This is a genomic window from endosymbiont GvMRE of Glomus versiforme, assembly GCF_003546845.1.
In genome coordinates this window covers 25,377-48,165 of record NZ_NWVA01000005.1, presented here as the reverse complement: position 1 = coordinate 48,165, position 22,789 = coordinate 25,377, and the positions used below count along the sequence as shown (strand labels likewise).

Below are 22,789 nucleotides of genomic sequence, written 5' to 3'. Positions count from 1 at the left end.
AAAAATCTCTATTATGATAAGAAATGTGAGAAAAAGCAAAAAGCAGCATGAATTTCCCTCAGAAAAAGAAATTGAAAGGATTAGTAACTACTTTTCAGACCCTAATTGCCAAGAAATAAATATCGGCTTAATGCCTGATGCTAGTGAAACCGACAAGGCTAAATATAATGTTTGTCAAAGTATTTCACGTTATAAGAGAATAAATAACCTTACTCCTTCTCAACTAGCCAAAAAAATAGGCATTAATCAAACTAAAACTAATGATGTTTTATTTGGTCGGTTGGCTAATCTTAATTTAGAGGAACTTATTTCTTATACGGAAAAACTAGCAGGACATTGTGAAGTAAAAGTTTGTTATGATAACGAAAAAATTGGTTTCCAAGTCCGATAAAATAAGCCGTTTTTATAAAATCAATGCTACAATCAAGGAAATAAAAAGAAGTGAACTTCAAATTAGTTATCATTACCAAAAAAGAAATAAAGAATATTTAAAAGGTTGTAAAAAAAGAAGAGTTAAACCTGATAAAAATAGATTATTTAACAATAAAGTAATTTGTGACATGGTTCAACAACTCCATGAAAAAGAATTAGAAAGCCGAGGAACCCATCCTAAAAAAAAGCACTGAAAATATTATGCTTATGAGCCAGTTATTGATAAAAGAAGCAACTTAACTTATAAGATAATTATTTTTTTGGATGATTATGAACCTAATTTTGTTGGTTTTATCAATTTACTTTATCGTGATAAAAAAGAGAAAAAAACTAATTAAAAAGTAAAAACAGGATGAGACTTAACGAGAAAAGCATTTTTAGAAACTTGACATTATAAATGAGTGTTTGCTTATTTAGGAATGGCCAAAGGTTATAATGCCATTTGTTGAGCCAAGAAACCATAGAATAATTTAAATAAAATATGGAACCAAAGAAAGATAACGGTTTTTGAATAGAATTAACCGAAACAAAAGGAGGATTGGAAAAACTTTCTTGTCAAATCAATGGTCAACATTACATTGGCTTTTTGGGAAGCAAAGAACACTCAAAGAACGGAACAACTTTTTCTTATAAAATAGCCCGAATGAGGCTGTGTAACTGAGAAAAATGTTCAACTTGTCATTCGGAATCAGAATTAGAGGAGATATTTTAATTTAGTGCAAAAATTAACTATCATGATTATGGAAAAAAAACAAACAAAAATCTTAAATATTGTGCCTCTTTCTTTGGCTAAATACTTTTATGAAAAAGGAATTGAGGATATTGGCGTTATTCAAGACTTAATTTATTTAACTTATTTAGAAGTATTAAAGAAAGAAAATATTTTGTTATTTAGTGAAGAATGACAGGCATGGAATAGTGGTCCAGTTATCGAAAGTGTTTTCTATGCCATGAATGAGAACTGAAAAGATAAAGACAGGAAAAAATTATTCCAGAAAACTCTTCCTTTGACTCAAAAAAACATTATTAAGCATTGTGAAAAACAAATAAAAGATTATCAAATTATCGAACAAGAAAAAGACCAATATAAACTTTTAGGAGCAGTGCAAACTGAACCTTGAAAACTGGCTCGTCGTAATCTTGATAATGAATTAGAAAAGAATAAGATTGAAACTGCTGATATTATTAGATTTGCCCAACAACAAATAAGAATATAAAATGAAGTTTAGTTTTGGTTATCTTTATCTTCATTGTATTCATGAAACAGATTTCACCAATTCCATACAGCAGGATAGTTCTTTTCAATTGGCTTTTCTTCAAATGTTAAATGATTATTCAAATAAATCTTGACCAGAAATCAAAAAAATAAGTGGTCATTGACACTTGGTTAAAGAAAATGACCGGCGAAGACTTGGCAAATACATGCAAATGAGTGAGAGAAAAATTAACAACTTGGTGAAATTATACAGTGTTTATCAAATAGCCATTGAGGAAGAAGGAACTGGGAGAGTTTATGGAGTTTTGAAAGAATTTGGCAATGACCATTTATTTGAATTTCTTTTTCTTGACCCTAATCATTTGTTTCATTATAATTTTAAAAAGAGCAATTATCCTAGTGGAGCCGAAGCCAAGTGTTTTCTAAAAACTGTTACTTGTAATAAAGTTTGGACGGTTAAATGAAAAAAACAAAACAAAAAACTAATTAAAAAGTAAAATAATAATTATAAAACTGAATGCTTGGTTTACCAAATTATGACAACAGCACAGCAATCAGTTATTGACCCTTTTCAGTTATTAAATACTTATAATACTTATAAAGAAGACACTTTTTTTGCTTTTGATGATTATTGCCGAATAGTAAAAGACCAATTTTTAAATTATTATATTGGCATCTCTGATTTACGCTGTGAAGGCAAATTTAAAGAAAGAAAAGATAAAATAGAGTAAAATTAGTTATATGTTTGACCAGTTATGAAAAAAAACTATTCTTCGCAAATTTGGTCGTTTGCAAAAGGAAATTTTAACTCGTCAAAAGAAAACCAGTCTTTTAACTAATGAAGAATTACAAAAAAAAGTTGTGATTCTGCAAGAAAAAATTCGTAAAAGCAAAGACCTGAACAAATATTTAGTGCCAGTTTTTGCCTTGGTGAGAGAAGTTATTCACCGAAAAATTGGTCTTTTGCTTTTTCCTACGCAAGTCTTTGGGGGAATTGTGCTTCATTATGGTAATATTGCCCAAATGAACACCGGGGAAGGAAAAACCCTTACTGCTCTTTTGCCAATCTGCTTAAATGCTCTGTCTGGTAAGCCGGTTTATGTAATCACGGTTAATGAATATCTAGCTAATCGTGATTGAAATTTAGGTAAACTAATTTTCGATTTTTTTGGTATTACTTCCGGATTTAATTCTAATACTCACAGTTCCGAAGAAAAAAAAGAACTTTATGATAATTGTAAAATTATTTACACTACGGGCAGTGAACTAGGCTTTGATTATCTGCGAAATAATTTGATAACCCGAATTGAAGATAAAAATAACTTACGCTTTTCCTATGCCCTGTTAGACGAAGTAGATTCTATTTTAATTGATGAATCCCAAAATCCTTTAATCATTTCACAGAGATGAGGGGGTGATGAATCAGAAGTCAAGGAAAAACACCAAAAATCTACTTATCTGGCTCAGCAATTAGTCGAAAAAATAGATTACAAAACTGACAATAAAGAAAAAGAACTTTGATTAACCACTAAAGGAATCAAAAGAACCGAAACGTTTTACGGAATTGATAACCTTTTTTCTTTTAAGCACCACGAAACTAATTTTCTACTCCATAATTCTCTAAAAGCAAAGCATTTCTATCAAAATGGAGTAGAATATATTGTTGATTACGAAAGAAAAAAAATTGTCATTATTGATGCTTTAACGGGACGGTTAGTGCCAAACCGAGTGTACAGTGCAGGTATTCAACAAGCGGTCGAAAGCAAAGAAGGAATTCCTATTAGTCCGCCTAGTAAATCATCAGCAGTAATTACTTACCAGAATTTTTTTCGTCTTTTTGATAAAGTGGCCGGCATGACTGGGACGGCAATGACCGAAGCCGAAGAATTTCGTCAAGTTTACGGAATGGAAGTAATTGCTATTCGCCCTTACAGAAAACTAATCCGCAAAGACCGTGATGATTTAATTTTTTTAAATAAAAAAAGCAAGTATCAAGCAATTATTCAAAGAATTAAAAAAAACGAACAGACCAAAAAACGACCAATTTTAGTGGGCTCTCCCAGTGTGGATGTTTCGGAGTACATTTCAACCTTGCTTACCAAAGAAGGAATTTTTCACCATAAGTTAAACGCTGTTAACCATTGAGAAGAAGCCCAAATTATTAAACGAGCTGGAGAATTAGGAGCCGTAACTATTTCAACTAATATGGCCGGACGGGGAACTGATATTGTTTTAACCGAAGAAAGCCGCAAAGCGGGTGGTCTATTAGTAATTGGAGTAGAACGAAACTTTAGCCGTCGAATTGATAATCAATTGCGAGGAAGAGCTGGAAGGCAAGGGGATCCTGGAGAGAGCCAATTTTACGTTTCCTTAGAAGATGAATTAATTAAAAACTACAAAGTAAAAGAACAAATTGCTAGAATTTTTCAGGGCAGTAGTTTACGAGAACTTTTTCGCAAACCTTTAAGCGGCAAATGATTTAATATGATGGTGTCTGAACCACAGGAGATGCTTCGTAATGCCCATGCTTCTGGACGCCAATACACCTTAAATTATGACCTTTTAATTAATCACCAAAGACAAACAATTTACAGTTATCGTCAAAAAGTGCTGACTAGTCCCAATATCTTTGCCACGGTTTTGCAGCAAAAGTTGACAACTAATCAGTCAGAATCTCAACAATACTTAAAGTCGCAATTGGTGCGGGAAATCGACTTTTCCTGAGCTAATTATTTAGAAAGTTTGGAAAAAGTTCGCTTCTTAGTATATGTCAGGCAATGGCTTCCCCAAGACCCTCAAGAAGCCTTTTTTTGAGAAACTTCGGAACTTTTCCAAGTTACCCGTCGCCATATTCACAAAAAAATGCGACAAATTCTGCTAAATAGTTTGCCTAAATCTCCTGCGAGTTAGCAATAAAATAAAACAAGAAAAAAACCAGGCAATTAAATTAATCTTTAAAAACTTCAAAAAAACAATACACAATCAGGAAAGATTTACTAATGCTGAATAATCAACAACCAAAAAACTACCTGACAAACAGGAAACTTCCGCTTTTTCCCTACTCTTCAACCTGAACTTCCTTTTTAGGTTCGATTTTCATTGCTACCTTTTGTTGATTTTGCTTGGTTAAAATACGAGCAATTTCTTTTCTGATTTTTTTAATTTGGTGAGTTTTTAACAACCGACCAGCTTTCTGTTCTAATTTAAGAACAAATAAGGCTTGTTGCAATTCGTTTAGACTAGGTAATCCTAGTTTTTTTTTGTCTTTTGATTTACTTACTTTCATTTTTTTCAACAATTTTGTAATGATATTTAATATTTTTGTCCCTTTTTTTATTTTTAGGTAATTTGTAAGTGATAGCTTTTAAGGCTTGATTAGCTACTTCTTTGCTTACTTCTTTCAATTCAAACATAATAGTCCCATTTTTTGCTACTGCTACTCAGTTATCAATGGAGCCTTTTCCGGAACCCATTCTGACTTCCAAAGGCTTTTTAGTACGGGAGAGATGGGGGAAAATATTAATTCGCATTTTTCCTTCCTTACGAAGGAAACGGACGATTACTTTCCGTGCTGCTTCAATTTGGTTATTCTTAATTCACGCTCCTACTTGAATTTGGAGACCGTATTCCCCTCATGTGAGTTCTTTGTTTCCTTTAACTTTTCCCTCATAAGAGATTTTGTGGGGAAAGCGATATTTAGTTTTTTTAGGTATTAACATATTTTAATTTTTTCTTTTTTCCTTTGTAAGTTTTAACCTTAATTCCGATTTGACCATGAAGAGTATGAGCTTCAGCTTTCGCTTCTTCAACTAAACCAATTAAAGTGCTGGAAGGCATTCTCCCTTGACTGGTTTTCTTACGTTGGGCTATTCCTCCTTTTTCTAAACAGCCCTTTATTTGAATTTTAATGCCTTTTATTTCTTTTTCATAAGCAATTTTTCTGAGGAGATCATGGCGAAGCGAGTTTCAAGCAATCCGACTTTCCAGTTTGCGAGCTAAATCATTAGCAATGGCTTGTGCTAAGTCTTTTTCTTCTGTTAAGTGCAACTTAATAATATTTTTTTTATCGTTAACAATGTTGACAATTTTAGTTAAAATTTGGTCTGAATTGTCATTACTTTCACCAGTAATTAAACTAACATTCGGAGAATGAACAAAAATAAATAATTCAACTTCGGTCCGTTCAATTCTAATTTTAGTGATTTCTGGAAAACGAAAAAAAAGATACTTACGAATTAATCAGTCTTGTTGCAATAAATAGGCTTGTTTTTTCTTGACCGGAAAATAATTGCTCTGCCAGGGCTGATTGAGTCCTAAACGCAAGGCGTAAGCACTAGCCTTTTGTCCCATTATTTACCTTCCTCCTTTGGACTTAAGCATAGAAATAAGTGAGAAGTGGCTTGTCGGAGAGTATTAGCACTTCCCTTAGCACGGATTATTAATTTTTTGCGAATGCTTCCTTGGTCAACTCTAATTTGGCTAATGTAAAAGATTTTTTTTTCTTTTTCCGGCTTTTTGCCTACTTGTTTAGACGCACCTTGAAGAATTTTATGAAGTATCCGTGCTCCTTTCTGAGGTAAAAAATGCAAAGTGTTTAAAGAATAATCAATTTCTTTTTTTCTGACTAAATTTACTATTGGGCGCATTTTTTGGGGAGAAATTGCTAAAGAATGACAACGAATAATTAAACTTTCAGGAGAAGACGAATTTTTTCTCATACTTTATTTTTAGTGAGTTCCTGCCTTTCCATGCTTGCCAACTTTTCGAGTAGGAGCAAACTCACCAAAATGAAAACCAATATGTTCATTAGTAATTTCAAGGGTAAAGAAAGTTTTACCATTATGAATACGAAACTTGTGACCAACCATCTTATCACTAATCACACTTCCTCTTTTGCGAGTTTCTAAGATAACTACTTTCCCGGCTCGATTAGCTTCTTCGCACTTTTTTTCTAATTCTGGATCAACATTTAGCAATTTTCAAGAAGAACGTGTCATATATTATTATTTTACTTTGCTTTGTGTCGAGAACGCACAACAAATTTATTGGATGGTTTATTTTTCCGACGAGTTTTTTTGCCCAAAGTCTTTTTGCCTCAGGGGCTAAGGGGAGATTTTCGACCAATAGGAGCCTTTCCTTCTCCACCACCATGGGGGTGGTCAACCGGATTCATAGCCGAACCTCGTACAGTAGGGCGAATGCCTCGTCAACGATTCCTGCCAGCTTTTCCTTTTTTCACTAAGTTATTTTCCGCATTACTCATTTTTCCAATAGTTGCTCGACACTCACCAAGAACTTTTCTAACTTCTCCGGAAGGCAATTTAACTTGGATATATCTTTTATCCTCATCAGAACCACGAACAACCGCGTAGTTTCCGGCACTTCTCGCTAATTGACCGCCTTTTTTGGGTTTTAATTCAATGTTATGAATAAAAGTGCCAGCAGGAATATATTTTAAAAGCAAATTATTTCCGGTCTGAATAGGAATATTTTCACTATTACCACTTAAAATTTTATCACCTATTTTTAATCCTTCAGGAGCAAGAATAAGAGCATTACTGCCATCACGATAACTAATAAAGCAAAGAAAAGAAGTATGATAAGGGCTATATTTAAACCCTTTGATTGTTCCTTCAATGTTGTCTTTTGAATAACGTTTGAAATCAACAGTGGGGTATTTTCTTTTGTGTCCGCCTCCACGATGGCGAGTAGTAATTATGCCTTGGTTATTTCTTCCGGCATGCGAAGGAAGTTTTTTAAATAAGTTGCGAGGGTATTTTTTAACCTCCGAATGAAGTTTTTGCCGATAATCAATTAAAATAGTGTTTCTTTGAGCGTTGTTAGTTGGCTTTAGAGTTTTCATTAGAGTATAAATATATTTTTAATGCAAACACAACCATCAGTTTAAAAAATCATTATGAATTCTCATTAACTAAAATAAAACAAGTATCTAAAACGAAAACCTCCAATTTAAATGTTGATGAATGAATTGTTTAATTAAGTATAATTTTACTAATGACGCTTCTTCTTGTTCTACAAAAATGTGTTAATGCATGAAAATAAGCATAATTAGAAAAGAGAAGTGTAAAATATAATATGTATGAAACGAACATATCAACCCAGTAAAATTAAAAGGGCAAGAAAATGCGGTTTTCGCAAAAGAATGAAAAAAAACTATTGTGTAATTGTTAGACGTCGCCAAAAAGGTCGCTGACAATTAACAGTTTAATTTATATATGGGTAAAGAAGAAAATCAACAAGGCGAAGAATTGAAAAAGAAAAAATTAGCCTTTGAGGAAATAAGAGATAAATTTAATAGTTGACGATTTAACATGTATTTATGTTTAGGTCTTTATGTTGTCTTTTTCATTCTTATTCGAGGAATTGACAGTCTCCTTAAAGAAAAGATGAGTAGTTGGCTAAGTGCTAAAGAATATTGAGTGGTTGCCATTGCAGCAACCGTCTTAGGAATTTGTTTTATCGCTGATAGCATTGTTACTTCTTATTTAAAAACTCCTCTCCAACGTTTAGCTCTAAAAATAGATGATTCACCAATGAAAGACAAACAAAAAAGCGAAATGATGAGACTTACCCAAGAAACAAATGAACTTTTTAAAGAAACCTTAAAAAAATTTGGTATTTTGGTTATTCCACTTATAATTTACAATGTAATTGATAGTCCAACAACATATAAAATAGTTGATATAAATAATAATGAAAGCAAGAAATGAAAAATAGAAAAAATAGAAGGACAAAAACGTAGTGAATGACTTTTATTTTACATTTGTTATTTAATTCCAGTTCTTTTTGCTACTTGACGGGTGGTACAGTTTATTCAAAAACTAAACAAAATTGAAAAAAAAATCTTAAATGAACAAAAAAAACATCTCAGTAATTAGAACCCGCTTTGCTCCTAGCCCTACCGGAGAATTACATTTGGGTGGAGCCCGAACTGCTTTATTTAATTATCTTTTAGCCAAAAAAAGTCAAGGGAAATTTATTTTGCGAATTGAGGATACCGACCAAGAAAGAAGCAAAGAAGAATATATTAATAACCAATACAATGATTTGTTATGACTAGGACTAAAACCAGATGAATCTCCTTTTTTTGAAAGCAAACATGGACCATACCAACAAACTAAGAGACTCGATATTTATCAAAAATACGCCCAAGAACTACTAGACAAGAAAAAAGTTTATTATTGCTTTTGTAGCAAAGAAGAATTAGCCAAGGAAAAAGAAGAATATTTGGTCAAAAAAAAGGCTAATTACCAATATTCTCGTAAGTGTTTACAATTAAGCCCAGAACAAATTCAAAATTTTCTTCAAACAAAAAAACCTTATGTTTTGCGTTTAAAAGTTCCTCAAGAAAAGGATTATGGTTTTCAAGATTTAGTTAGAGGAAAAATTACCTTTCAAGGAAAAGATATTGAAGACTTTGTAATCTTTCGAAGCAATGGTTTTCCTTTGCTAAATTTTGCGGTAGTTATTGACGACCATTTAATGGGAATTAGCCATGTTTTGCGCGGAGAAGAACACATATCAAATACTGCTAAACAATTAGTTTTATACAAGGCTCTTGGTTGAAACTCCCCACAATTTGGTCATCTTTCCATAATTCTCAACAAAGAAAGACAAAAACTTTCTAAAAGAGACCAGACCACCAGTGAATTTCAAATGATTTATCAATTACGCCAAAAAGGATATTTACCTCAAGCAATAATTAATTACTTGCTTTTTTTAGGCTGGCATCCAGGAAGAGGAATAACTCAAGAAATTTTTAACTTAAAAGAAGCCATTGAAAACTTTAATTTAAAAGGTTTACACACCCAAGGAGCAGTTTTTACTTTGGAAAAACTTAATTGATACAATAACTATTATATTCAACAATTAGAGGAAAAAGAATTTGAAAAACAGTCTTGAAAAGTATTACAAAAAGAATACCAATTAGCCGAAGAAAAAAAAGAATGGGTTCAAAAAATTGCCTTTTTGTTTCGTCCTCGATTGAATTGTTTCCAAGAATTAATTAATTTAAGCAGATATTTTTTCCAAGAGCCACTGCAAATTGATTTGGACTTACCCCTATCTCAATTAGAAAAATTAAAAGAAACAAAAGAATTATTAACAAATTTAGAAGATTGAAAAGAAGAAAGTGTTCGTCAAGCCCTCCAAACTGTTAAAAATTTATTTCCCTTGATAAGAAGAAAGTTGACCGGACAAAAATCAGGTCCTGAATTACCAAAAATCATTTATTTACTAGGGAAAGAAAAAGTTTTGAAGCGATTAAAATTAAAATCATAATGTCACAACACACACACACACACACACAAAATTGAAAAAACTAGATTTTTGAACCCTGTTTAAAAAATTTCGGCCAAAAGTAATTCGCAATTATTTAGTTGCCATATCAGCAGTATTAGCATGATGACCTATTATGCTTACTATCACTAATATTGTTCGCTCTTCAAATCTTAACGAAGCAATAGGAGAGAACAACAACTACGCCCTTTTACTTCCCGATTTTCTCCAAAAATTTATTATTAAATTAAGTAGTAGGGAATATTTCCTTTTAGCATTATCCTGATTGACATTTAGTTTTTTTCTTGAATACCTTTTAGGATTATGAGAAGAAGAATTAAAAATTAAAGGTTCTAATTATGTAGAAAGCAAGTTGTTAAATAAATTTCGCCGTTTAACTTTTGAAGAAAAATCCAGTCATGGTAAGGAATTAAGCCTACTAATTGAAACAGACGCCCAAAATGTCGGTAATAATTGAGAATTTTTAGTGCGGGATACTTTGGTGGCTACTACTTTGGTTATTCTTTACTTTATTAGCATTTACGTAGGGGGAATAAGTTTTATTTTCCTAGGCTGAATGATTTTGATTGCGATAATTCTTTATTTTTTTGGTCGAGCCATTGCTAATAATGAAAAAAAATACAAAGAGAAACGAACTAAATACTCCTTATTGATTAATGAAGAAGTTAACAAAGGAAATTTAATTGAGGGAATGGGACTAAATTCTCATTATGAAAAACAAGAAAAACATTTACGCAAAAAAAATGAGAAATTTAAACTTTCTTCTAATAGGCTTCTTTCTCTTAGGAATAATTTACCTTTTCGTCTAATGATTGCTTTCCCTCTGTTGATAGTTAGCATTCTGACCGGATTAAATTTAGTTTTATTTTGGTCTATCGGTTACTGGTTTGGTATAATTATTACTAATTGTTTAACTTATGGAAATTACAGTGCTTCGGTTCAGAGAATTAATAACTTTCTCCAACTACCAGAAAAAAACGATAATTTAGAGAAATTAAAATTAACTAGTGAAATTAAATCTATTAGTTTCAAAAATGTAAGTTTTAAGTATAAATCCAGCCAAAATTGAGTTCTCCAAAACTATAATGAAACTTTTTGGGTTAAAAAAATAAATCGATTAAGTGGTGAAAATGGAAAAGGCAAAAGCACAATTATTTATCTTATTTTGGGCTTAGTAAATCCCGACAGCGGGGAAGTAATAATTACGGACATTCAAGGTAAAAATTATAACCTCCACCAAGATATAAATTTAAAACATTGGCGAGAAATTAATACTACTTATTGTGCCCATGATAATTTAATTGAAGGTGTTTCAACAGGACAAAAGCAGTTAGCCAATATTGATAGCGTTCTGAAAACCAAGAAAAATGCCGCGATTTTTCTTTTTGATGAGGCGGATAATGCTTTGGATAGGGAAAAACAAACAAAATTTTACCAGCAATTAGAGGAGTTGGCAAAAATTAAGTTAATTATTTATGTTAAACATGAGACAGATAAAGAAATTTAATAAAATCAAGAAATTGATTTATTAAGTTTAGAAAAAATTGAAAACCAACTAATAAATTTTCCTGGGCCAATTTTGGCAACCTCCCACGACCGCTACTTTATCCAAAAAGTTTGTAACCGAGTAATAATCTTGGAAAACAAAATTTTCTAAAACTGATTAATATGGGATTTTTTTCAGAAACAAATCAAGACTATCTTGAAAAAAAACCTACTAAAAACCAAATTAACATCAGTTGAAAGTGATTTGTTAAAAATTACTGAAAGAAAATAATAGCATTGATTTTTCTAGCCACGATCAGCACTGTTTCTTTTCTTCTTCTCATCAAAAATGGGGCTGAGAAAATTTATTCTTTATTAAAACCAGAACTTAGCCAAGAATCTACTAAATATACTTTTTACTCTTTTGGAAAAAAGCCCTTAATCAACTTTGGTGAAAACTGAAAAAATTATCTACTATTTGCCTTTTTCTTTATTGCCATAAGTTGCTTTTTTTTTCTATTTTCAATTTATTACCGTCGTTTCTTTGCTAATCAAGTTATCAATGACCTCAAAAAAAAAAGTATCAATAAATTATTTAAATTAGAAGAAAAAGCAGCCGGAGGAAAAGAAAAAGAATCATTTGGAATTATCTATAATTGATCAAAAGAGTTGGGCTCTCATTTCGTTTTTTTTTTCGATAGTTTTTATATTTTCTTTTTGACTCTGGCTTTTGTTTTTTATGAAATGAAATTTGCTTCTAATAAAGCAACAATTTGGGCTGGTCTAATTTATTTTGGCCTAATGAGTTTGCTTTTATTGTATTTTAATCGACAAATTTATCAAAAAAGGTCTAAGCTGCAACAAGCAATTGAAAAACAAACGGATTGCGAAAATGAACTAATTAACAATCGACAGTTAATTATCAAAAAAGGGTTGTTAAACGACTCACTAAAAAAATACACTCACGTTTTGCAAACCACACAAAAAAAAGCCAATAATGAAGCTCTTTTTAATTCCCTTTACAGAACAATTTTTACTCATTTAATTCGTTTGAACAAATTTTTTCTTTTACTAATTGTTTTGATATTTGTCCCTGGTGCTAACGACTTTGTTGTCTTTGGATTGTTTACTAGATTAATAACTCCTCTTAATTACCTAATAAAAGGAATAAGAAAGCATTCTTACCTTTCTTCTACTCGAAAGAATTTAAGCAATTTTTTTGCTTTGCCCGAAAGAAATGATATCCAAAAAAACATAACTATTAATGAACAAGTTATCAAAATAGAATTAAAAGAAATTTCCTTTACTTACCAAGAAAACAAACCGGTGTTTAAAAAATTAGACTTGGTGTTTGAGAAAGGAAAAATGAATTATTTCCAAGCTCCTAATGGATTTGGCAAGACTACTATTGTTAATATGCTTTTTGGTCTTTATAGGCCAATAGGAGGAGAAATTATTATTAATGAAAAATATAAAATTAACGAGTTAAATTTAAAAAAATGGTGAAATAAGATTGCTTATGCTGAATCCCAAAATCTTATCAAGACTAATCTGTCTGCTGGACAAACTCAACTACTTGATTTACAAGAGACACTTAAAAAGGAAAAAGAAATTTATATTTTTGATGAAGCAAATGCCAATCTTGATAAAGATAACGAAAGTATTTTCTGGAAAAAAATAGAAGCACTTGGCCAAAAGAAATTAGTAATTGTAATGTCAGCAAAAGAACCCGTGCTATTTAAGAATTCGCAAGATAAAAAATCGAGAGGTAAAGTTAATAAGTAACCAAATATAATAGGAATTTTTGGGCAAAAATCACACAAAAATTCACCTTAAATTTTCCCCTCTTTTTTAAACTCGCGCACGCATATTCATTATATATAGAGGAAAAGAAAAATTTATAAATTTGGTGAACCAAATTATATAAAAAAAGATTTTTGGTGTAAAATATATATATAAAGGTAAAAAAATATGAAAAGTTGAAAATGATTATTTATTACCAGTGGCAGAAAAGTCCAGCACCAGTAGGTGCGTTTAGTTTAAGATTTGGTTAGAACAAAAAACAAAACGGTTAACTAGCCGTGATGAAGAATTAACCATGAGAACTAGTTGGTGTAGAATATGGCGAAGTATATCAAGGAACAAATGCGTTTGATTAATAAAAATGAAAGAAATTAAAACTTTTGAATTCACTGACTTAAAATTTAAAAGAAAAAGTGATGGTAAAGTAATTGAATTTGGCAAAAAGCAAATACAAATAGAAATTGAGCAGCAAGGAAGCACAGGAAAGGGCGAAAAAGAAATTATTCTTGAAAAAGACGGTAAAGAATACAGACTAACTGTGAAAATAGAACTCTATATTGGATTGTGAAGGGATATAAAAAAAGCAATCAGTTTCCATGAACCTCCAAGTGTGGACTATGAATATTTTCATGGGTTTGATAGTCGTCAGACTGCCGAAAAACCAGAAGGAGAAGTTTATTTAGTTGAGGAACCAAGGCTTCTCCATCCTTGAAAAACTGGTCGACTAATCGGAATGGGAGTTTTTGTGTTGGTTGTTATTGGAATAGTGGGATTTGTTTTGTGGTGAAAGAAAAGAAAATAAAGTTTGTTCTACTTTCCCAAATTCCAGCAAAAACAAAACCTAGGCTGCTTTTTGCTGGTTGCCTACACTTCTAATATTTAGTTATGTGAGAAATTTTTTTACCTAGTTAAATATTAGTAAAAAGTTCTCGCCAAAGTTGACCATTAATTAACAAAAATAATTATAATGGACCCAAAAAAAATCAAAGATACTCTTTTTTTACCCAAGACAAATTTTCCTCTCAAAAATCTTAACCACCAAGAAATCGAAGACAAAATTCGTGAAAAGTGAGAAAAATACCAAGTTTATCAAAAATTGTTAGAAGAAAATAAAAAAGGACCTTCTTTTATTCTCCATTCTGGTCCTCCTTACGCAAATGGTAAACTTCATATCGGGCATTTTTTAAACTTTATTATTAAAGATATTATTATCCGTTTTCAGGCTTCACAAGGAAATTATACTCCTTTTTTACTTGGTTGGGACGCTCATGGCTTACCAATCGAACACAAAATGCTCGAAATTTATAAGGATAAAAAAATAGATTTGCGACCAGTTTGTCATCAATTTGCTCTTGAGCAAGCACAAATCCAGAGAGAACAATTAAAAAAATTAGGATTATTTACTGATTTTGAAAAGTATTATATTACTTCAAAAAAAGAGTATGAAGCCGAACAATTAAGAATTTTTGGAGAAATGGTGAAAAAAAATTTAATTTACCAAGGTTATCGTCCTATTCATTGGTCCTGCGGACACGAAACAGCCCTAGCAGAAGCCGAAATAGAATATTATGAAAAAAAAGATACTTCGCTTTATTTTAAAATTAAGTTAGCGGATAATTTTTTTGGTAAAGAAAATGTTAGTCTACTTGTCTGAACCACCCAGCCTTGAACTATTCCGGCTAATCAGTTAGTAGCCGTCAAAAAAAAGGCTTCTTACGCATTAATTAATTATAATGACGAGTACTTGCTAATTTTAGAAAGCAAAATTTCCCTTTTGGAAAAATGAAATGAAAAAAAAATAAAAGTAGAAAAAGTATTTTTGGGAGAAACATTGTTGGGATTAACTTATTTTCATCCTTATCGGAAAGACATAAAAGGATATATTGTTGATGGTAATGATTTTATTGAGGAAAAAGAAGGAACAGGAATAGTCCATTTAGCACCTGCTTTTGGAATGGAGGACTTTATGGCAGCAAAAAAGGAAAAATTAACAATTGAATGCCCGTTAGAACCTAATGGCTTATTTAATGAAAAAATTGCTGTTCCTGAATTGATTGGTAAACATTATTCAGAAGTTAATAAGTATGTTATTACTGATTTAGAAAAAAAGAATTTAATAGCAAAAAAAGCAGAAATTAGCCATAGTTATCCCCATGATTGACGAGATAAAAGTCCGTTAATTTATCGTTTAACCAAACAATGATTTATTAATATTCAAACAATTAAACCGGATTTATTAAAAAATATTGAAAAGGTAAAATGATATCCCTCCTGAACCAAAGAAAAAATGAAACAAGCCATTAGCAGTCGTGGTGATTGATGTATTTCTCGCCAAAGAAAATGAGGAGTTCCTATTCCAGTTTTATTTAATAATGACGAACCTTTATTAATTCCGGAAATTATTGATTATATTGCTGATATATTTGAAAAAAATGGTTCTGATTGTTGATTTGATGGCACAATTTTACCACCATTACAAGAAAAGTTTCCCCAACTAATTAATAAAAATACTAAACTAGGAACTGATATTATGGATGTTTGATTTGATAGTGGTGTTTCTCATTGGTGTGTTTTGAAAAAACAAAAAAAGTAAAATTTAATTAAAAATGTTATTTAAATTAACCGAAGAAGATTTTAAAAAATGAATAGATGTTAAGTTGAAAGAAAAAGGGTGAAAACTATTCGGACCAAATAAAAATGTTTATTACGAACATTATCAAGCCAAAGGACGTTCTGATTATGTGCTTATTCCGAAAGACTGAACTAATCCTTTGATTGTTATTGAAGCCAAAAGAATAGGCAAAGATTTGAACGAAACTTGGGAACAAGTTAAAAAATATGCCCGCGAACGACAGGCTCCTATTGCTTATGTGGTTATTGGCAATAAAATAATTAAAACTCTTCATTTAGCCAGTGGCAAACCCTTATATTACAACGGCAAAGAAGTAGATTTTTTTCTGGATGAAAAAACCGCTGGCAATTTTATTGATAAAAATGAATACCATCCCCAAAAAGAAATTGTCATTGCTTCTTGAAAACAGTTAATTCAAGTATTTAGTTTTGCTAATAATCAGTTAAGGGCAGATGGATTGACCCAAGGCGACGAGAGATTTAGTGAGTTTTGCAGTATTCTTTTTTTGAAATTATTGAGCGAGCAAGAAGAACAGGACGAAAAAGACAAAAGACGCTCGCCAAGCAAAATAATTCCTTGACGACTAAGATGAACTTCTTTTCAAGATAAGCAAGGTGAAGAACTGTTGAACTACATTAATAACGCTTTAACCTGCCCGGGCAAACACGAAGAAAAGCAATTTTGCTGTTTTCAAAAAAAATACGGTCAAGATATTTTTCAACCTCTCCAAATTCAAAATCCCGCTATTTTAAAAAGAATTATTGACAAGCTTACTCCTTTGCAATTAACCAATATTGAATCAGATATTAAAGGAGACGCTTTTGAATACTTTCTTAAAGAATCCTTAGCCACTGAAAAAAGAGACTTAGGACAATACTTTACTCCGCGGCACATTGTAGATTTTTTAGTAAAATTAGCCAATCCGGGCATTAACGAAACTGTTTATGACCCTTTTTGTGGCACTGGAGGAATATTAATTAAGGCTTTTCGTCATATTGCGGAAAAAATACCAAAAAACGACAAAGAAAAGTTAAAGAAATTAAAAAAAGAAAGTATTTTTGGCAGTGAAATTACTAAAACGGCTCGGGTTGCCAAAATGAATATGATTTTAACCGGCGACGGACACAATAACATTCAAAGATTAGATAGTTTAAAAAACCCAGTGCGGGGAAAATTTGACTTAGTTATTACCAATATGCCTTTTTCTTTAAAAGGTCCTTTTGACGAATATCAAGACCTTTATTTTTTAGGCAAAGGTAATGGGAATAGTTTATGTGTCGAACATTGCTTAGACGCGGTTAATCCTAATTATCAAGATAGAAGAATTGTTTTAATAACTTTGGAAGGAATATTATTTGACAAAAAGTTCACCAAACTGCGAGAGCATATTTACACCAATTATTATGTGAAGTATATTATTTCGCTTCCCGCAGGAGCTTTTAAACCTTATGCCAATGCCAAAGCCACTATTCTCTATTTAACTTATCCTCGAGAACAAAAATATGTTTGACATTATACCATCAAAAATGATGGCTATACTCTTGATACCAAAAGAAAGAAAAAAAATGGTGAAAATGATTTGGATATTTTTTGAAAGTTTAAAGATAGCAGTGAAGAAGAAAAGTTGAAAGTGGGATTTCAAAAGTTAGCCATTGAGGAAATAAAACAAAATAATTATGTTAGTATTCCCAACATTTACCAAAAATTCGATTTTTCTAGCAAAAATGAAATGGTTAATTTAAGTGAATTAGTCGAGGAAATAAATATTAAAAATAAAATGAAAGCCCCGGTTTGAAGTTTAACTCGCGGTCAAGGTTTTATTAATCAAGAAAAAAGATTTAGTGAAAGAATTGCTTCTGAAAATACCAGTCATTATAAAATAGTTTTGCCTAATTCTTTCGCTTATGACCCAATTCGAGTTAGCAAAGGTGCCTTTAATTTTAATTCCAGTCAAAAAACCGGCTGCGTTAGTCCGATTTATATAACTTTCCGTGTAAAGAATGAAAAGAAAATTTTCCCCCAATATCTTTTTTGTTTGTTTCAATCAGAGGAATTTATTAAGCAGGCTCAAATTTACTCGGCACTGCTCGCCCTACTCTTAACTTTGCTAATTTCTGCAAAATAAAAATCCCCGTTCCGTCCTTAGCAGAACAAGAAAAAGTAATAGAAGAGTTAGCCAAAATCAAACAAAACATTAAAAATTCGCAACAAATTATCGATAATCTCAATAATCGTCTCTCTCTCTCTCTCTCTCTCTCTTATGGAACGACAAAGACTAGAAAATTGGGAGAAATTGCCACTTTTGAATATGGATATACTACCACTGCCGGCGAGCAAGGGGAATTTAGATATATTAGAATTACAGACATAGATGATTACGGAAATATTTCAGATAAAGATAAAAAATATGCTAATTTATTAGAAAGTAAAGATAAAGAAAAATATTTGTTGAAAGAAAACAATATCATTATGGCTCGAATAGGTTCTGTGGGAAAAACTGCCCTTTTTGAAAGTAATGAAAAAGCAATTTTCGCTTCTTACTTGATAAGGATTAACCTTAATAAAGAAATTATCTTGCCGAAATATTACTGATATTTCACTAAATCCCAAGAATATTGAGAACAAGTGGAAGAGTTAGTCAAAGGCACAATCCAACCCCAATTTAACGCTAACTCTCTCAAAGAAATATTAATGTCAATTCCCAATCTTACTGAGCAAGAAAAAGTTATTATTGAACTAGAACAAGAAAGAAAGATAGTGATAATCCAAAAAGAAATTATTGATTATTTTAAACACAAGGAAGAAAAAGTTTTAAATAACCTTTGGCATAATTAGGAGGATTTATTTATTTCTTTTTTAATTCTGGTGATTTCTTGTTCTTTATTACGACACCAATCGCGGGATAAAATACGGATTATTTTTCAACCTTTATTTTCTAATAACTGCTGCCGATAAATGTCTCTTTCAATGTTTTCTAATTTACCATGTCAATATTCACCATCACACTCAATCCCTAAAATATACTGTTGAATTTGGTTATTCCAAATTGCCAAGTCGATACGATAACCTATACTTTTTACTTGCCGATGAATTTCATAACCATTATTTTGCTTTAAATAACGAACCAAATTCTCCTTGCTCTTCATTTTTTTCATAAAGAGAAGTATTAACTATTTTTGGTAATGACTTTTCTAATATCTCTTGAATTTTTTCAAACTGCTTTTCTCCACAGTAATAAGCATATTCTAAATATTTTTTGAACAATTTAAGTCCTAGTTTACGATTTTCATCTTCTTCAACAATTCGGCTTAAATCACTTGGTAAGAGGCTAGTTACAATAATTATTTTTTCACGGGCTCGACTTATAGCAACATTGAGCCGTTTTTCTCCGCCTTCGTTTATTAGAGGACCAAAATTAAGCCTTATTTTTCTTTCTTCATTAGGTCCATAACCGACCGAAAAAATAATAATGTCCCGTTCATCTCCTTGAACTTCCTCCAAACTTTTGATAAATAGATTTTTGCAATTGTGTCCCTCTCCAATCATATCAGTTATTAAATCTCGTTGCTTGGCATTAAAAGTAATAATTCCAACTTCTTTATCAGATGAAAGAGTTCTTAGTAAATCAACAATATAACGAGCCTCCGTTTGATTTTCAGTATTTATTCAAAGTCCTTTTTCTTGATAGTGATATTCAATAGGTAGATAGTTTTTTTTCTTTAATTCGCTGGCGGAGACAATTTGTAAAATACCATTGTAAAATGCTTGGTTAGAAAATTCAATTAATTCGGGATATTTAGAACGATAATGATACAATAAAGTTAATTTTTCTCTGCCACGAGCATATTTTTTAGCATAACTTAGCAAATTACTATTTTTCTCTAAGTCATCGATTTCCAAGTTAAGACTTTTTTGTTCGCTAGTTAACTTTTCCTTTTCTTCTTCCTCTTGCTCTCAAATTTCTTCGTCAGTTTCTAAATGACTTTTAAAAAAATCAGTGGGTGGTAATTGCTGCTCATCACCAATAACAATACATTTCTTGGCTCGGGCTCAGAGGGGAATGGCTTTTTCTAAGGGCATTTGGGAAGCCTCATCAAAAACCAAAAAATCAAAAGTCGGTTTTTGTAGGTTAGTTATCGCCGCAATAACTTTGGGAGTAGTTAATCAGATAGGAAAATAATCAACTAATAATGGAAAAAGTTTTTTCAAAGAAGTAATTCTTCTTTTTTTGCTTAACTCATTTTTAATAGATTGGTTGGAAGATAATTTATTTAAGTTTTCTTTTTGTTGTTTTTTCAAGATATTTTTTACCAAACTACTTTTTCTTCTCGTAATTTCTCTTTGTTCTTGCTGGATTCTAATTAGCTCGTCTTGATTTCAGTTGGCTAAAATTTCTTTATTTTCATTTTCTACTTCTTTTATTCAATTAAAATAAATCGACTGCTCGAGATTTTCTTTATAACTATTTAAATAGTTTAATTCTTGGTCAAGCAAAATTTTTCGGAGCAAGTAATTAATATTTTTTCTAGTGTTATAACTGAATTTAGTTAGAGCAAAATGAAGTTCACCAATAGTTAAAAACTCTTCGGAAATAAATTGCTGGATAGTAAGTAAAAATTCTTTATCACTACATCTTTGTCAAAAATCAACAAACTTTTCTACTTGTAAAAAAGCGAAAAAGTTTTGATAATTATTTTCGGCTCGTAATTCCTCTAATTCTTTTAACTTAGTTTCCAATAAATAGGAAGAATTATGGATTTTACTATATTCATGGAAAAAGTTTGCTCGTCAAATTCGGGTTAGCAAATTAATTTCGGTTTTTTTTCCTTCTAACTCTTTTAAAATACTACTAATTAGTTGTTGGAAATTGTTTCTATTGTCCTCATTAAATTCAAACTCTCAGAAATTATTCAAAAATAGGTCTTTTAATTGGAGACAAATTGATTTTCAGGAAATAAATATTCTATTAAATTTGCTAATATAATTTTCTAAATCAGATTTTAAAGTTTCTAATTGTTTCCTGTTTAGAACGTTTTTATTTAGTTCAACTAATATTGGAGATAACTGGTGCTTCCGATTAAATTTTAAGTAAACTTCCTGTAAAGAAATTTGGTGATTATTTTGAAATCCATTTTCTACTTTACAATAATTAGCAATCTTTCTTAAATTAGAGGCTTGTTTTTCCTCTAAATCGGCAATTTGTTTGGTGTTAAAATAATCATATTGTTTAGTTCTTTCTTGTTGGTTATTATTTTCTAAATGGTTTAATATATCCCGATAGATTTGAAGAGTTTGAGCCAATTCATTTATTTTTATAACTGAACGACTGAGACCAATTTCACTTAACTTATCATAAAGAACTTTTAAGGCGACTTCTTTTTCACAGACTACTAAGACTTTTTTTTGATAAGCCAAAGCATTAGCAAGTAAATTACATATCAACTGACTTTTTCCTGTTCCGGGTGGACCATCGATGCAGAGAGCATTTTCCGAAAAGTCCTGAAAAATTACTTTTAAAATTCGAGTTTGTGAGGGGTCGCTATCAAAAGGAGTATAGAGATATTTTGCTGGTTGGCTACTCTCTTTGGATTCCGGATAACTAAGCACGCTTTCGGTTTCGCCCTTTAACAAACTCAGAGCCGACTGCGACCAATTGATTTTTTTTCCTTTATCTTGGGAATATTCCTCAATAATTTTCTCAAAATCACGGAACAGACTTAAACTTGGTTCGTCGTCAATAGTTAAACAAAAATTACTAGCTATTTCTAACTGGTTTTCAGGATAATTTTCTGGTTTATTCTTCAAAGTTAATTTCATGAATGGTTCGGGAAAAAAATTATTTAATTCTTGTCTTTTAGTGGGTAAATAAGCCAAGTTATTTTCTACTGACAAAGGTTTAATTTTAACTTGACTACTAGAAACTAATTGTTGAAGTTCGTTGTTAAGAAAAAATAAATAACTTTTCTGGTCGGTAGTCATTTGTTTCTGGTCGCTACCTTCCAATTTGCTTAAAAAATCAGTAATTTTTTCTTTTGCTAGACCTAATTCTTTTTGTAAGTAGTAAAGCAAACTATAATTAATCTTTCTTTCTGACTCAAAAACTAAACTTAAGTTTTTAACTTTTTCTAAATTACAAGGAAGCAAAAACAAAGGAGCATTAACTAAACGAAGAATATTTTTGTTACTGTAAAAATAACCCCGCACAAAGATAACTCCCAAAAAAAGAACCTTATATCCTTTTTCTTGCTGAACGGCCAAGTTTTTCTTTTGGAGATGAATTATTTTTTTTTGAAATTTTAAAACTTCTTGGGAAGTTAATGGCTGAAAAAATGGCTCCAAGTTAAACGAAATATTTTCTTTTTTTTCTTCGGAATTAGTTAACAAATTTAAAACCAAAGAGGAAAAATTAGCAATCAATTTCGGGTCATTGTTAGCAAACAATTCAGTCAAATCTCATGTTAAACGCTCGCTAGTATAAAATCTTATTTTTCGATTATAAAGAGGGCTTAGATTTAGTAACTTATCTTTTAATTTTCTTAGTCCTAGTAATTTTTTTGTTTTTTCTAACTCCATTGTTTTTTTATTAAAAGTATTTTAAAGGCTAAAATGTTATATTATGAATGAAAAGAATTTATTTGATTTATTAAAAAAAGACTTAGAAAATGATTTAAACTATCTAAAAAAGCAAAAGAATGAGGAACAAGAAAAACAGCGTTTAGAGAAGATTAATGACTTAGAAAAGATAAAAACCGAATTAACTAAATCGATTGAAGAAAAAATAGATAAAACATTAGAAAAGAAATTGAAAACTTTTTATTACTGACTTTTTGGTGTTTCTTTATTTCTTTTAATAGTTATAATCGGAGTATTTTTTTACTTACGAAATTCCTTTATAAAATAAA

25 protein-coding genes are annotated in these 22,789 nt (G+C 30.9%); 17 read left to right on the top strand and 8 right to left on the bottom strand.

The window, feature by feature from the left end; genetic code table 4:
* The first annotated feature begins 13 nt into the window (after positions 1 to 13).
* The 7 genes from GvMRE_RS08890 to GvMRE_RS08860 all read left to right on the top strand — a co-directional run bounded on the left by GvMRE_RS08890 (position 14) and on the right by GvMRE_RS08860 (position 4,558).
* The gene (locus GvMRE_RS08890) at positions 14 to 391 is read left to right on the top strand and encodes a helix-turn-helix domain-containing protein (protein ID WP_147410845.1); all 378 of its coding nucleotides are present in this window, start codon (positions 14 to 16) and stop codon (positions 389 to 391) included.
* Positions 357 to 770, top strand: a complete 414-nt coding sequence (locus GvMRE_RS08885; RefSeq protein ID WP_216361642.1) for a hypothetical protein — start codon at positions 357 to 359, stop codon at positions 768 to 770. The genes GvMRE_RS08890 and GvMRE_RS08885 overlap by 35 nt, the downstream gene beginning before the upstream one ends.
* Before the next feature lie 143 nt (positions 771 to 913).
* The gene (locus GvMRE_RS08880) at positions 914 to 1,144 is read left to right on the top strand and encodes a hypothetical protein (protein WP_147410843.1); all 231 of its coding nucleotides are present in this window, start codon (positions 914 to 916) and stop codon (positions 1,142 to 1,144) included.
* A gap of 28 nt (positions 1,145 to 1,172) precedes the next feature.
* The gene (locus GvMRE_RS08875) at positions 1,173 to 1,649 is read left to right on the top strand and encodes a Panacea domain-containing protein (protein WP_147410842.1); all 477 of its coding nucleotides are present in this window, start codon (positions 1,173 to 1,175) and stop codon (positions 1,647 to 1,649) included.
* A 1-nt stretch (position 1,650) separates the two neighbouring features.
* Positions 1,651 to 2,145, top strand: coding sequence for a hypothetical protein (locus GvMRE_RS08870; protein ID WP_147410841.1), 495 nt, complete (start codon positions 1,651 to 1,653; stop codon positions 2,143 to 2,145).
* 39 nt (positions 2,146 to 2,184) lie between these two features.
* A complete protein-coding gene (locus tag GvMRE_RS08865; RefSeq protein ID WP_147410840.1) occupies positions 2,185 to 2,379 on the top strand; it encodes a hypothetical protein in 195 nt (64 codons plus the stop codon).
* 10 nt (positions 2,380 to 2,389) lie between these two features.
* Positions 2,390 to 4,558, top strand: a complete 2,169-nt coding sequence (locus tag GvMRE_RS08860) for a preprotein translocase subunit SecA (protein WP_147410839.1) — start codon at positions 2,390 to 2,392, stop codon at positions 4,556 to 4,558.
* 148 nt (positions 4,559 to 4,706) lie between these two features.
* Here the strand turns inward: GvMRE_RS08860 and rpmC are convergent, their stop codons facing one another.
* From rpmC to rplB, 6 genes are read right to left on the bottom strand one after another with little or no spacing between them, the layout of a single operon-like run.
* Positions 4,707 to 4,934 (bottom strand): 50S ribosomal protein L29, encoded by a 228-nt coding sequence (gene rpmC, locus GvMRE_RS08855; protein ID WP_147410838.1) that lies wholly within the window; start codon positions 4,932 to 4,934, stop codon positions 4,707 to 4,709.
* A complete protein-coding gene (rplP, locus tag GvMRE_RS08850) occupies positions 4,921 to 5,367 on the bottom strand; it encodes a 50S ribosomal protein L16 (RefSeq protein ID WP_147410837.1) in 447 nt (148 codons plus the stop codon). The genes rpmC and rplP overlap by 14 nt, the downstream gene beginning before the upstream one ends.
* Positions 5,354 to 5,998, bottom strand: a complete 645-nt coding sequence (gene rpsC / locus GvMRE_RS08845) for a 30S ribosomal protein S3 (RefSeq protein ID WP_147410836.1) — start codon at positions 5,996 to 5,998, stop codon at positions 5,354 to 5,356. Before rpsC ends, rplP begins: the two co-directional genes overlap by 14 nt.
* Positions 5,998 to 6,366, bottom strand: coding sequence for a large ribosomal subunit protein uL22 (locus tag GvMRE_RS08840; RefSeq protein ID WP_147410835.1), 369 nt, complete (start codon positions 6,364 to 6,366; stop codon positions 5,998 to 6,000). Before GvMRE_RS08840 ends, rpsC begins: the two co-directional genes overlap by 1 nt.
* Before the next feature lie 9 nt (positions 6,367 to 6,375).
* Positions 6,376 to 6,645 (bottom strand): S19 family ribosomal protein, encoded by a 270-nt coding sequence (locus GvMRE_RS08835; protein ID WP_147410834.1) that lies wholly within the window; start codon positions 6,643 to 6,645, stop codon positions 6,376 to 6,378.
* Positions 6,646 to 6,656: 11 nt separating this feature from the next.
* Positions 6,657 to 7,511: a 50S ribosomal protein L2 gene (gene rplB, locus GvMRE_RS08830; protein ID WP_147410833.1), complete on the bottom strand. Its 855-nt coding sequence runs from the start codon at positions 7,509 to 7,511 to the stop codon at positions 6,657 to 6,659.
* A 237-nt stretch (positions 7,512 to 7,748) separates the two neighbouring features.
* On the opposite strand from rplB, the gene rpmH reads away from it, so the two are divergent.
* The 9 genes from rpmH to GvMRE_RS08785 all read left to right on the top strand — a co-directional run bounded on the left by rpmH (position 7,749) and on the right by GvMRE_RS08785 (position 18,722).
* On the top strand, positions 7,749 to 7,877 hold the full coding sequence (gene rpmH / locus GvMRE_RS08825; RefSeq protein ID WP_147410832.1) for a 50S ribosomal protein L34: 129 nt from the start codon (positions 7,749 to 7,751) through the stop codon (positions 7,875 to 7,877).
* A gap of 7 nt (positions 7,878 to 7,884) precedes the next feature.
* Complete coding sequence (locus GvMRE_RS08820) at positions 7,885 to 8,547, top strand: hypothetical protein (protein WP_147410831.1); 663 nt, start codon at positions 7,885 to 7,887, stop codon at positions 8,545 to 8,547.
* Entirely contained in the window at positions 8,519 to 9,949 is a 1,431-nt protein-coding gene (gene gltX, locus GvMRE_RS08815) for a glutamate--tRNA ligase (protein WP_147410830.1), read from the top strand. The genes GvMRE_RS08820 and gltX overlap by 29 nt, the downstream gene beginning before the upstream one ends.
* Before the next feature lie 31 nt (positions 9,950 to 9,980).
* On the top strand, positions 9,981 to 11,474 hold the full coding sequence (locus GvMRE_RS08810; RefSeq protein WP_147410829.1) for an ATP-binding cassette domain-containing protein: 1,494 nt from the start codon (positions 9,981 to 9,983) through the stop codon (positions 11,472 to 11,474).
* Between the two features lie 161 nt (positions 11,475 to 11,635).
* Complete coding sequence (locus tag GvMRE_RS08805) at positions 11,636 to 13,237, top strand: ABC transporter ATP-binding protein (protein WP_147410828.1); 1,602 nt, start codon at positions 11,636 to 11,638, stop codon at positions 13,235 to 13,237.
* Between the two features lie 379 nt (positions 13,238 to 13,616).
* Positions 13,617 to 14,057, top strand: a complete 441-nt coding sequence (locus tag GvMRE_RS08800) for a PepSY domain-containing protein (RefSeq protein ID WP_147410827.1) — start codon at positions 13,617 to 13,619, stop codon at positions 14,055 to 14,057.
* Positions 14,058 to 14,222: 165 nt separating this feature from the next.
* Positions 14,223 to 15,848: a class I tRNA ligase family protein gene (locus tag GvMRE_RS08795; protein ID WP_147410826.1), complete on the top strand. Its 1,626-nt coding sequence runs from the start codon at positions 14,223 to 14,225 to the stop codon at positions 15,846 to 15,848.
* 13 nt (positions 15,849 to 15,861) lie between these two features.
* Entirely contained in the window at positions 15,862 to 18,012 is a 2,151-nt protein-coding gene (locus tag GvMRE_RS08790) for an HsdM family class I SAM-dependent methyltransferase (protein WP_147410825.1), read from the top strand.
* Positions 17,961 to 18,722 carry a restriction endonuclease subunit S gene (locus tag GvMRE_RS08785; protein ID WP_425451144.1) on the top strand — a complete coding sequence of 254 codons (762 nt, stop codon included), beginning with the start codon at positions 17,961 to 17,963 and terminating at the stop codon, positions 18,720 to 18,722. The genes GvMRE_RS08790 and GvMRE_RS08785 overlap by 52 nt, the downstream gene beginning before the upstream one ends.
* On the opposite strand, the gene GvMRE_RS08780 is transcribed toward GvMRE_RS08785, so the two are convergent.
* Together GvMRE_RS08780 and GvMRE_RS08775 are read right to left on the bottom strand one after the other, a co-directional pair.
* On the bottom strand, positions 18,719 to 19,033 hold the full coding sequence (locus GvMRE_RS08780; RefSeq protein ID WP_147410823.1) for a DUF559 domain-containing protein: 315 nt from the start codon (positions 19,031 to 19,033) through the stop codon (positions 18,719 to 18,721). The genes GvMRE_RS08785 and GvMRE_RS08780 overlap by 4 nt on opposite strands.
* The gene (locus GvMRE_RS08775) at positions 18,990 to 22,460 is read right to left on the bottom strand and encodes an AAA domain-containing protein (protein WP_147410822.1); all 3,471 of its coding nucleotides are present in this window, start codon (positions 22,458 to 22,460) and stop codon (positions 18,990 to 18,992) included. Before GvMRE_RS08775 ends, GvMRE_RS08780 begins: the two co-directional genes overlap by 44 nt.
* 43 nt (positions 22,461 to 22,503) lie before the next feature.
* Here GvMRE_RS08775 and GvMRE_RS08770 point away from each other — a divergent pair, with 43 nt between their 5' ends.
* Positions 22,504 to 22,788, top strand: coding sequence for a DUF2207 domain-containing protein (locus tag GvMRE_RS08770; protein WP_147410821.1), 285 nt, complete (start codon positions 22,504 to 22,506; stop codon positions 22,786 to 22,788).
* Position 22,789 lies beyond the last annotated feature (1 nt).